Here is an 8,877-nt window from a genome sequence, read left to right as displayed (position 1 = left end):
CGCGGCGGGTGCGGCGCCGGGTGTGCGTGCCCGGGTCAGGCGCGCGCGGCCTCGCGGGCCAGCACGCTCGAGGCCTCCTGCGACGCCGATCCCTCCGAGGTGAGCTGCCGCAGGTGCTCGGGCACCTCCTGGCCGCGGTGCTCGAGCGCCTGGACGTACAGGCGACCGGCGCGGTAGGACGAGCGGACGAGCGGGCCCGCCATGACGCCGGCGAAACCGATCTCGCGGGCCTTGTCGGACAGCTCCACGAACTCCTCGGGCTTGACCCACCGGTCGATGGGGTGGTGCCGGGGGGTGGGGCGTAGGTACTGGGTGATGGTGAGGATGTCGCAGCCGGCGGAGTGCAGGTCCCGCATCGCGTCGACGATCTCCTCGGTGGTCTCGCCCATCCCCAGGATGAGGTTGGACTTGGTCACCAGACCGAAGTCGCGGGCGGCGCGGATCACGTCGAGGGAGCGCTCGAACCGGAACGCGGGCCGGATCCGCTTGAAGATCCGGGGCACGGTCTCCAGGTTGTGTGCGAGCACCTCGGGGCGCGACTCGAAGACCTCGGCCAGCTGGTCGGGGTCGCCGTTGAAGTCGGGGATGAGGTTCTCTACCCCTGTGTTGGGGTTGAGTTCGTGGATCTTGCGGACCGTCTCCGCGTACAGCCAGGCGCCGCCGTCGTCGAGGTCGTCGCGCGCGACGCCGGTGATGGTCGAGTAGCGCAGACCCATCTCGCGGACCGACTCGGCGACACGGCGGGGCTCGTCGCGGTCGAGGGCGGAGGGCTTGCCGGTGTCGATCTGGCAGAAGTCGCAACGACGGGTGCACTGCTCACCGCCGATGAGGAACGTCGCCTCGCGGTCCTCCCAGCACTCGTAGATATTGGGACACCCGGCCTCCTCACACACCGTGTGCAGACCGCCACCTCGCACGAGGCCCTTCAGTTCCTTGTACTCGGGGCCCATCGTGGCACGCGTACGGATCCACGACGGTTTGCGTTCGATGGGGGTCTCGGCGTTGCGGGCCTCGATGCGCAGGAGCTTGCGGCCCTCGGGAGTCACAGTCACGTCACCAAGACTACGCGTGGTTCAGGACACGGGCAGTCGGCCGTCGAGCGCCTCCACCAAGTCGGAGGTGACCTGATCGAGAACGTCCGACACGGTGACCGTGCGGCCGAGTTCGGCGGTGAGCGAGGTGATCCCGGCGTCGACGATCCCGCACGGCACGATCCGGGAGAACGCGGTCAGGTCGCAGTCGCAGTTGAGGGAGAACCCGTGCATTGTCACCCCGCGTTGGACGCGGATCCCGATCGCGGCGATCTTGCGTTCGGGCCGCGCGCCCGCGGCCGCGCACCAGACCCCGGAGCGACCGTCGACGCGGCCGGCCTCCACGCCGAGCCGGGCACAGGTGGTGATGAGTGCCTGCTCGACGCGGCGCACGTACTCGACCACGTCGATCGGGTCGGTCAGCGCGACGATCGGGTACCCGACGAGCTGGCCCGGGCCGTGCCAGGTGATTCGCCCGCCGCGATCCACGTCGACGACCGGGGTGCCGTCGACCGGCCGGTCGGACGGCTCCGTCCGCTTGCCGGCGGTGTAGGTGGCGGGGTGCTCGAGGAGCAGCACGGTGTCTCCGCGTCGCCCGTCGGCGCGCTCCTCGGCCAGGGTGCGCTGGAGGTCCCACGTGGGGGAGTACTCGACGGTGCCGAGCCGCCGGATCTCCGGGGCGGACGGGTCGCGGCGCAGGGACTGACCGGTGTGAGACATACCACCAGGGTAGGCCGCGTGGGCGCGCGTGGCCCGGGAGGGTGGTACCACGACGACGGGCGCCCTCCCCGTAAGGAGGACGCCCGTCGCGTGGTCGGCGGAACCGGCGGTGGGACTACAGTCCGAGGTCGCCCTCGAACTCGGCCTTCTCCAGGCGGTCCTTGACCGTGGTGAGGAAACGGCCGGCGTCGGCGCCGTCGATCAGCCGGTGATCGTAGGTCAGCGGGGTGTAGCCCATCGACCGGATGGCGATCGACTCGCCGTCGTCGTCGGCATCCACCACCGGACGGCGCACGATCGCGCCGGTACCCAACATCGCCGCCTGCGGCGGGACCAGGATCGGGGTGTCGAAGAGGGCACCCTCGCTACCGATGTTGGTGATGGTGAACGTGCCGCCCGCGAGATCGTCCGGGGTCAGCTTGGACGACCGGGCCCGCTCCGCGAGGTCGTTGATCGCCTTGGACAGGGCCGGGATGTCCATGTCCTGGGCGTTCTTGATGACCGGCGAGAGCAGTCCGGCCTCGGTGTCCACGGCGATGCCGAGGTTCACCGACCCGTGGTAGGTGATCTCGTTGGAGTCCTCGTTGTACGAGGCGTTGACGTTGGGGTGCGAGACCAGGGCCTCGACCACGGCCTTGGCGTAGAACGGCAGGTAGGTCAGTTTGACGCCGTGCTTGTCGGCGAACTTCTCCTTGACCTGCGAGCGCAGCTGCGCCACCCGGGTCATGTCCACCTCGAAGACCTGCGTGAGCTGAGCGGTCTGTTGCAGCGACTCACGGGTCTTCTGCGCCGTGATCTTGCGGATCCGGTTGGCCTTCTTGGTGGTGCCGCGCAGCTCCGCGAGCTCGGGCCGGACGCCGGCCTTCGACGGGCCGCCGCTGGGCGCCTTCTCCTCGGCCGGGGCCTCGGAACCGGAGTCGGAGCCCGAGCCCTCGGCCGCCGCGAGGACGTCCTGCTTACGGATCCGGCCGCCGATACCGGTGCCCTTGACCGAGTCCAAGTCGACGCCGTGCTCCTGCGCGAGCTTGCGCACGAGCGGGGTGACGTACGGCGAGGTGCCGGCCTTGGCGGCGGCGGCGGGCTCGGCCCGGGGCGGGACCGCGTCGGACGACTCGTCCGCGGAGGACGTCCTCGGCGCCGGCTTCGCGGAATTCTTCGCGGAGGTGTCCTCGGACTTCTTCTCGGACTTCTTCTCGGCCTTGGCCGCGGCCTCGGTCTCCTGGGCGGGGGTGTCCTCGGGGACCTCGTCCTCGCCGGAGGCGTCGACGCCCTCGTCCTTGGCGTCGGTCGCGTTCTGATCCTCGGCCGACTGGTCGTCGTCGCTCGCGTCGTCGGTGTCGTCGGAGCTGCCGGAGCCGTCGCCGATGACGGCGAGGGTGGCGCCGACCTCGACGGTCTCGTCCTCCTCGGCGACGATCTTCTGGACGGTGCCGGCGACAGGCGAGGGGATCTCGGTGTCGACCTTGTCGGTGGAGACCTCGAGCAGGGGCTCGTCGACCTCGACGGTGTCGCCGACGGCCTTGAGCCAGCGGGTGATGGTGCCCTCGGTGACGGACTCGCCGAGCTCGGGCATGGTCACGTCGGTGCCCTTGCCGCCACCGGAGCCGCCGGAGGACTTCTTCGCGGGGGCGGGCTCGTCGTCGGCCTCGTCCGCGGAGTCGGACGCGTCGTCCGCGCCCTGGTCGTCGGAGGCGGGAGCGTCAGCTGCGTCGTCGTCGCTGTCCGAGTCGTCGTCGCCCGCGTCGCCCGCGTCGTCGGAGCTGCCGGAGCCGTCGCCGATGACGGCGAGGGTGGCGCCGACCTCGACGGTCTCGTCCTCCTCGGCGACGATCTTCTGGACGGTGCCGGCGACAGGCGAGGGGATCTCGGTGTCGACCTTGTCGGTGGAGACCTCGAGCAGGGGCTCGTCGACCTCGACGGTGTCGCCGACGGCCTTGAGCCAGCGGGTGATGGTGCCCTCGGTGACGGACTCGCCGAGCTCGGGCATGGTCACGTCGGTGCCCTTGCCGCCGCCGGAGCCGCCGGAAGACTTCTCCGCGGGGGCGGGCTCCTCCGCGGGCGCGTCTTCCTCGTCCGCGGAGTCGTCGGCCTGCTCGGCCTGATCAGCGTCCGCGTCGTCGGCGGCGTCGTCGCCCGAGTCATCGGACCCGCCGGAGCCGTCGTCGATGACCGCCAGCTCGCCGCCGATCTCGACGGTCTCGTCCTCCTCGGCGACGATCTTCTGCAGGGTGCCCGCAGCAGGAGAGGGGATCTCGGTGTCGACCTTGTCGGTGGAGACCTCGAGCAATGGCTCGTCGACCTCGACCGTGTCCCCCTCCTTCTTGAGCCAGCGGGTGACGGTCCCTTCGCTGACGGATTCACCGAGAGCCGGCATCTGTACGGAGAAGGCCATGGTGTCGTGACTCCTCGAGAGGTCTAGAAGCGCTGCTCCCCGGCGCGGTCAGCGCCCGCGGTGAGCGGCGTCGTGGGTGGGTCAACTGTCTGTTCGTCGATAGCGCCTCGGACGGACCCGCGGTGGCGACCCGGCCGGACGATCGCCGTCCATTGTGCCCTCTGCCACTGGATGGTGTCGTCGGACGCCCCGATCCGAGCCGAGCCGGACAACGAATTCCCCCGTGGGTGACGCGATCCGCGCTGCTCGCGGCAGATACGATCGATCCGGCGTGACCGGCCCCACCCCGGACGGGGGCCGGCGGGAGGAGGCCGACAGTGGGGATCCGCGACCTGTTCGGGCGTCGTCGGCGGGGGATCGCCGCCGACCCGGCCGACCTCGACCACCTCCGCCGGTGGTGCCGCACGCGGGTGGGCGTCGAGGCCTACCTCGAGCCCGAGACCCTCGTCTCCGTGCCGGGCCTGTGCCTCGTCGCGTTCGACGGTGAGTGGACCCGCCGCCCGGTCGGCGACGTCGCCACCGCCCGCAGGCTCGCCGCGCGGTTGAAGCTGCCGCTCTTCGACGCCTCGATCCAGGGCTACCCGCAACGCATGCGGGACTACGAACAGGTCCGCATCACCCGCGAGAAACGCGAACGCGCCCGCCGGCTGCGCGAACAGATGCGCGAGGCCGACGGGCGCTGACCGGATCCGGCGCACCGGGGCGGTCAGCCCGCCGCGGCGATGTCCTCGAGCACTGCGAGCATCGTGCGGACCGGGACGCCGGTGCCGCCCTTGGGCAGGTAACCCTCCGGACCGCCGTCGTTGTAGGCGGGGCCGGCGACGTCGATGTGCGCCCACTCCACGCCCTCGCCGACGAACTCGCGCAGGAACAGCCCGGCCGAGAGCATGCCGCCCCAGCGGTTGGGGGTGACGTTGGTCATGTCCGCCACCTCGGAGTCGAGTCCGTCGCGCAGCTCCTCCGGCAGCGGCATCGGCCAGCCGCCCTCGCCGACCGACCGGCTCAGCTCGGCGACCCGGTCACGGAACTCGTCGGTGCCCATGACGCCCGGGGTCTTCTTGCCCAGCGCCACCATCTGCGCTCCGGTCAGCGTGGCCGTGTCGATGAGGTACGAGGGGGAGTCCTCGCAGGCCCGGACGATCGCGTCGGCCAGGATGAGCCGGCCCTCGGCGTCGGTGTTCTGCACCTCGACGGTCGTGCCGCCGTACATGGTGAGTACGTCGCCCGGCCGGTAGGCCGTGGCCGACGGCATGTTCTCGGCCATCGGGACGGTCGCCACCACCGTCAGGTCCAGACCCAGGCGCGCGGCGAGGATGACGGTCGCGACCACCGCCGCCGCACCGCCCATGTCCATCGTCATCTGCTCCATGCCGGCGGCCGGCTTGATGGAGATGCCGCCGGTGTCGAAGGTGATGCCCTTGCCCACCAGGGCCACGGTGGGTCGACCCTCGGCGCCCCGGTGGGTGAGCCGCACCATGCGCGGGCCGCGGGAGGAGCCGCCGCCCACGGCGAGGATGCCGCCGTAGCCACCTTCGGTGAGCGCCTCCTCGTCCAGCACCTCGACCTCCAGACCGGCGTCGCGGGCCAGTTCTGCGGCCCGATCGGCGAACGATCCGGGGAACAGCAGGTTGGGCGGGGTGTTGACCAGATCGCGCGCCAGCCCGACACACTCGGCGACGGTGGCGGCGCGGGTCACGGCGTCGGCGCCGCCCTCGGCGACGAACACCTTCAGCGAATCGCTGTTCTCGTCGTCGTCGTCGTTTTTCGAGGTGACCTTGGCCGGGCGGAACGATCCGAGCCCCGCTCCCAGGGCCACCGGCTCCGCGCGCTCGGCGTCCAGCAACACCAGGGCGGACCCGAGTCCGCGGCAGGCCCGCGCGGCGGCGCCGGCCGCGCGGCGCAGGGACTCGTCGGACACCTCGTCGTCGGAGGACCCGAGCCCCACCAGCACCACGGACCCGGCCGACACACCGTCCGGCGCCGGGACACGGGTGGTGGAGGCGACCTTGGTGGACGCGCCCACCGACCGCGCGACCGCGGCGAGCGCCGCGGTGACCCCACCCTCCAGGCCGGGGGCGACGACAACGGGCGCCGCATCCTCTCCGGCCCCGGCATCGGCCGCGATACCGACCACCACGACGTCGGCGTCCACCGGCGTCGTGACCGCCTCGATCGGGGCGAGATCAGGGCTGTGGGTGAGGATCGACTGCGCGGTCGGCATGAAGCGCTCCTGGGGGTCGGCGGGACGTACGGGAAGGGTCGTGATGCCCGGACGACGCGGCGGGACCGCCACGGCGAGGGCACCATAGTCTATCGACTAACGTGGGCAGGCAGCCGGACCGTAGAGCGCGAGGAGTGGCCACATGACAGACACAGGGGACCTTCACGAGGGACCACTGCACTCCCGCCACGTGGAGGCCGGCGCGACCTTCGCCCCGTTCGGCGGCTGGTCGATGCCGGTGCAGTACGCCGGCACCGTCGCCGAACACACCGCCACCCGCACGGCCGTCGGGCTGTTTGACGTCAGCCACCTCGGCAAGGCGCTCGTGACCGGCCCGGGCGCCGCGGAGTTCGTCAACTCGTGCTTCACCAACGACCTCGACCGGATCGCCGCCGGCAGCGCCCAGTACACGCTGTGCTGCGACGAGTCCGGGGGAGTGGTGGACGACCTCATCGCCTACCGGGTCTCCGACTCCGAGATCTTCATCATCCCCAACGCCGCCAACACCGCCGAGGTGGTCCGGCGGATGCAGGCCGCCGCCGCCGAGCGGGCGCCCGGGGTCACCGTCACCGACGAACACCGTTCCCGCGCCGTGATCGCGGTCCAGGGCCCGCTCGCCGGAGAGGTGCTCGAGGCGGTGGGGCTGCCGACCGACCTCGACTACATGGCGTACGTCGACGCCGGCTGGAACGGACACTCCGTGCGGGTCTGCCGTACCGGGTACACCGGCGAGTACGGATTCGAGGTGCTGCCCGCCTGGGACGAGGCCGGCCCGATCTGGGATGCGCTCGCCGAGCAGGTGCTGTCCCGTGAGGGCGCCCTGTGCGGTCTCGGTGCCCGCGATTCGCTGCGCACGGAGGCCGGCTACCCGCTGCACGGCAACGAACTGTCCGTGGACCTCAGCCCGCTCGAGGCACGCTGCGCCTGGGCCATCGGCTGGGACAAGCCCGCCTTCTGGGGGCGCGAGGAACTGCTGCGTCAGAAGGAGGCCGGCCCCGCCCGCCGGATGTACGCGCTCGAGGTCACCGGACGCGGGATCCCGCGCGCCGGACAGACCGTGCGCGCCGGTGGACGCGACGTGGGCGTCACCAGCTCCGGCACGTTCTCACCGACCCTCAAGACGGGGATCGCGCTCGCGTTCATCGAGCTGGACGCGGGTCTGAAGAAGGGCGACGAGGTCGTCGTCGACGTACGCGGACGAGAGGTACCGTGCCGCCTCGCGGTACCCCCGCTCATCGAGATCCGCACCCGCTGACCCGCCCCCTTCCTCCAGGAACGAGACCCGCCATGCCCGACACGACAGACTTCGACATCCGCCCGTCCGCCTCGCCCAGGACGGCCGACGAGCGCGCCGCCATCCTCGCCGACCCCGGCTTCGGCAAGCACTTCACCGACCACATGGTCACCATCCCGTACGCCGGGGGAGCCTGGGGGACGCCGGTCGTCGAGGCGTACGCGCCCCTCGCGATCGACCCGTCCGCCGTGGTCCTGCACTACGCCCAGACGATCTTCGAGGGCCTCAAGGCCTACCGTCAGGCCGACGACTCCATCGCCTCGTTCCGGCCCGAGCAGAACGCCGCCCGCTTCAACCGCTCCGCGCGGCGCCTGGCCATGCCGCAGCTGCCGGAGGAGCTGTTCATGGAGTCGCTGCGCCAGATCGTGGCGATCGACCGTGAGTGGGTGCCCGCCGCCGGCGGTGAGGAGGCGCTCTACCTGCGGCCGTTCATGATCGCCACCGAGACCGGGCTGGGCGTGCGGCCGGCCGACGAGTACCTCTACTCGGTCATCGCCTCCCCTGCCGGCGCGTACTTCTCCCGCGGTGTCGCCCCCGTGAGCGTCTGGCTGAGCACCGAGTACGTCCGCGCCAGCCCGGGCGGCACCGGCGCCGCCAAGTTCGGCGGCAACTATGCCGCCTCGCTGGCCGCTCAGGAGCAGGCCGCAGCCAAGGGCTGCGACCAGGTGGTGTGGCTGGACGCGATCGAGCGGAAGTACGTCGAGGAGATGGGCGGGATGAACCTGTTCTTCGTCCTGGGCTCCGGGGACTCCGCCGAGATCGTGACCCCCGAGCTGTCGGGCTCACTGCTGCCGGGCGTCACCCGGGACAGCCTGCTCACCCTTGCCCGTCATCTGGGTTACCGCGTCACCGAGCGCAAGGTCTCCGTGGACGAGTGGGAGTCCGGCGTCGCCTCCGGCGAGATCTCCGAGGTGTTCGCCTGCGGCACCGCCGCCGTCATCACCCCCGTCGGCTCGGTCCAGCACGCCGGCGGCGGCTACACGGTCGGCGACGGTGGCCCGGGCGCGATCACCATGCGGCTGCGCGAGACCCTCACCGGCATCCAGCGGGGTTCGGTCGAGGATCCGTTCGGCTGGATGACGCGCCTGGCCTGAGCCGGGCCGTGTGACCCCTCGGCGCCGTCAGGCGAGGAGCACCGCCGCGACGAGAGCCGCGGCGGTGCCGGCCTCGATGACCGCGCCGAGGACGTCGCCGTTGACGCCACCGAACCGGCGGACGA

Annotated in this window: 8 protein-coding genes; 3 read left to right on the top strand and 5 right to left on the bottom strand. The window is 71.6% G+C overall.

Translation table 11 applies throughout. From position 1 onward, the window contains the following. Positions 1-35: 35 nt before the first annotated feature. From lipA to sucB, 3 genes are all read right to left on the bottom strand, one after another. Entirely contained in the window at positions 36-1,052 is a 1,017-nt protein-coding gene (lipA, locus tag HMPREF3086_RS14125) for a lipoyl synthase (RefSeq protein ID WP_061230034.1), read from the bottom strand. Positions 1,053-1,073: 21 nt separating this feature from the next. Then, on the bottom strand, positions 1,074-1,751 hold the full coding sequence (gene lipB, locus HMPREF3086_RS14120; protein ID WP_061230033.1) for a lipoyl(octanoyl) transferase LipB: 678 nt from the start codon (positions 1,749-1,751) through the stop codon (positions 1,074-1,076). A gap of 115 nt (positions 1,752-1,866) precedes the next feature. Continuing rightward, positions 1,867-4,143: a 2-oxoglutarate dehydrogenase, E2 component, dihydrolipoamide succinyltransferase gene (gene sucB, locus HMPREF3086_RS14115; protein ID WP_063935651.1), complete on the bottom strand. Its 2,277-nt coding sequence runs from the start codon at positions 4,141-4,143 to the stop codon at positions 1,867-1,869. 317 nt (positions 4,144-4,460) lie between these two features. On the opposite strand from sucB, the gene HMPREF3086_RS14110 reads away from it, so the two are divergent. Next, the gene (locus tag HMPREF3086_RS14110; protein ID WP_007632918.1) at positions 4,461-4,826 is read left to right on the top strand and encodes a hypothetical protein; all 366 of its coding nucleotides are present in this window, start codon (positions 4,461-4,463) and stop codon (positions 4,824-4,826) included. A gap of 23 nt (positions 4,827-4,849) precedes the next feature. Here the strand turns inward: HMPREF3086_RS14110 and HMPREF3086_RS14105 are convergent, their stop codons facing one another. Then, a complete protein-coding gene (locus HMPREF3086_RS14105; protein ID WP_082767850.1) occupies positions 4,850-6,364 on the bottom strand; it encodes a leucyl aminopeptidase in 1,515 nt (504 codons plus the stop codon). A gap of 142 nt (positions 6,365-6,506) precedes the next feature. Between HMPREF3086_RS14105 and gcvT the strand changes: the two genes are divergently transcribed. After that, positions 6,507-7,619 (top strand): glycine cleavage system aminomethyltransferase GcvT, encoded by a 1,113-nt coding sequence (gene gcvT / locus HMPREF3086_RS14100; RefSeq protein ID WP_070722485.1) that lies wholly within the window; start codon positions 6,507-6,509, stop codon positions 7,617-7,619. Positions 7,620-7,651: 32 nt separating this feature from the next. Next, on the top strand, positions 7,652-8,752 hold the full coding sequence (locus HMPREF3086_RS14095) for a branched-chain amino acid aminotransferase (RefSeq protein ID WP_070722483.1): 1,101 nt from the start codon (positions 7,652-7,654) through the stop codon (positions 8,750-8,752). 27 nt (positions 8,753-8,779) lie between these two features. On the opposite strand, the gene HMPREF3086_RS18610 is transcribed toward HMPREF3086_RS14095, so the two are convergent. Next, the coding region (locus tag HMPREF3086_RS18610; protein ID WP_210401878.1) for an adenosylcobinamide-GDP ribazoletransferase at positions 8,780-8,877 on the bottom strand (98 nt) is incomplete at its 5' end.

The organism is Dietzia sp. HMSC21D01 (genome assembly GCF_001815995.1).
GTDB classification, from domain to species: domain Bacteria; phylum Actinomycetota; class Actinomycetes; order Mycobacteriales; family Mycobacteriaceae; genus Dietzia; species Dietzia cinnamea.
This window is presented reverse-complemented; position numbering and strand designations above follow the sequence as displayed.

Coding starts and splice junctions, on each gene's coding strand:
- lipB (WP_061230033.1), bottom strand. CDS start 1,751: ATGTCTCACACCGGTCAGTCCCTGCGCCGCGACCCGTCCGCCCCGGAG.
- sucB (WP_063935651.1), bottom strand. CDS start 4,143: ATGGCCTTCTCCGTACAGATGCCGGCTCTCGGTGAATCCGTCAGCGAA.
- HMPREF3086_RS14105 (WP_082767850.1), bottom strand. CDS start 6,364: ATGCCGACCGCGCAGTCGATCCTCACCCACAGCCCTGATCTCGCCCCG.
- gcvT (WP_070722485.1), top strand. CDS start 6,507: ATGACAGACACAGGGGACCTTCACGAGGGACCACTGCACTCCCGCCAC.
- HMPREF3086_RS14095 (WP_070722483.1), top strand. CDS start 7,652: ATGCCCGACACGACAGACTTCGACATCCGCCCGTCCGCCTCGCCCAGG.